Origin of the sequence: Streptomyces sp. NPDC002130 (genome assembly GCF_040296465.1) — a bacterium.
In the GTDB taxonomy this organism is placed as follows: Bacteria; Actinomycetota; Actinomycetes; order Streptomycetales; family Streptomycetaceae; genus Streptomyces.
This window is the reverse complement of the sequence record NZ_JBEOXI010001263.1, coordinates 1-1,042: the sequence shown is the minus strand read 5'-3', so window position 1 is coordinate 1,042 and position 1,042 is coordinate 1. Positions and strand designations below refer to the sequence as shown.

Below are 1,042 nucleotides of genomic sequence, written 5' to 3'. Positions count from 1 at the left end.
CACGCATCGCCTCGTAGACCTGCATGTGCGTGATCCTGAGATGTGCGGAACGATAAGTCGCGTTCTCACTGAGTGGGTCTCGCATTGTGGTCAAGAGGGCCGCCGCGAGCGGATGGTCGACTACGTGCGTTTGCATGACCATCAGAATAGTTCCTCGGGAACCGGGGCACCCCGCGCGGCGTCCAAGAAGGAGTAAGCGCAACGGGGGGAAGACAAGTTGACAAATCTGGATCTGGACACCGAAAGCATCGCGGAGTTCGCTGCGCGGTTGGGCACTGTGGCCGACAACGTCGCCCAAGCGCGACAGGACGCGGCGGGCGGCGATCACCTGGCTCTGGCCGCTGTTCTGGGGCTGATCGGCAGCGACTTCATCGGTGTCGCGGGCCGGGCACAACAAGCGCACATCGACGACATCGATCGACTGTCCGCTGTGATTTCCAGTGTCCAGTCGGCCACCCGCGACGCCCACGCCACCTATCTCGACTCCGAGGAATCGGTACGAACGACTCTCGCTGAGGCTGGACGCTCATGATCGACGTCGACGCTCTCGCACGACCGATCATCGATTTGGTCGACACCGTCGGGACCGGTGTTCCCAGCGCCGGTGGACCCGACGCCGGTATCCGAATCGCTTCGGACGTCCTCGAGATCGCCTACCAACTGGGAAGCGCTGCTCTGAGCGAACTGGCGTCCTCTCAGAGCTCGTCCACGGCTCTCACCGCTGCGGTGACCACAACCGAGCAGACGCAGGCGTCGACGCGAAATCTCGCCGATCGTGGGAGCGACATCGCCGGTGTCGTGGACGAAGCGACAACATCGGTGTCCGCGGGAATGACCGAACTCGGTGAGATTCTTCAGTCCTTTCTTTCCCTCGCGATCAAGGCCGGACCGACGCTCATGACGCCGACAGGGCAATTGATGTTGCTGTCGGCCGCGTTGGAGCACCTCGGACGCGCGGTATCGGCGACGGTGGCTCGCGTCAGAACAGGACCCGAGAAATGCAACTCATCCCAGAAGCCATGGCCCGTGCGCATATGCGCGA

General features: G+C 62.8%; 2 protein-coding genes. Both read left to right on the top strand.

The genetic code is table 11. From position 1 onward, the window contains the following. The first annotated feature begins 217 nt into the window (after nucleotides 1-217). On the top strand, nucleotides 218-532 hold the full coding sequence (locus ABT116_RS50135; RefSeq protein WP_095969022.1) for a type VII secretion target: 315 nt from the start codon (nucleotides 218-220) through the stop codon (nucleotides 530-532). 382 nt (nucleotides 533-914) lie between these two features. After that, nucleotides 915-1,042 (top strand): putative WhiB-interacting protein (locus ABT116_RS51310; RefSeq protein WP_502984121.1); only part of this gene is annotated, 128 nt, incomplete at its 3' end.